The 257-nt window shown below is 54.9% G+C and carries 1 protein-coding gene; it reads left to right on the top strand.

Annotation, left to right across the window (positions count from 1 at the left end; translation table 11 throughout):
- Positions 1-186, top strand: a 186-nt coding sequence (locus ACNFG0_RS22935; RefSeq protein WP_416766551.1) for a hypothetical protein, incomplete at its 5' end; no start/stop codon positions are given.
- Between the last annotated feature and the right edge of the window lie 71 nt (positions 187-257).

Below are 257 nucleotides of genomic sequence, written 5' to 3'. Positions count from 1 at the left end.
CGCCGTAAAGGCGAAAAGGTGAGTGAGCGCCGCCATGGCGAATGGATGTTTCGCCATTTTCAATGCAGTCGATTTTTTGAAACTGCTGGTTTTGACATAAGCGGAAAGTCCGTTTGCGATGGCGACGCTGAGTCACCTTTCCGCCTTTACGGCGGGTCACTTTTTGTCAGACGCGACAAAAAGTAACCAAAAAACGCTGGCTCCTGCATCCGGCCCCTACGCTGCGCTCCGGGGTTCCCTCGCTCCAGCCTTGCTCC

Source organism: Pseudomonas sp. NY15372, assembly GCF_048068215.1.
Lineage (GTDB): Bacteria > Pseudomonadota > Gammaproteobacteria > Pseudomonadales > Pseudomonadaceae > Aquipseudomonas > Aquipseudomonas guariconensis_A.
This window is presented reverse-complemented; position numbering and strand designations above follow the sequence as displayed.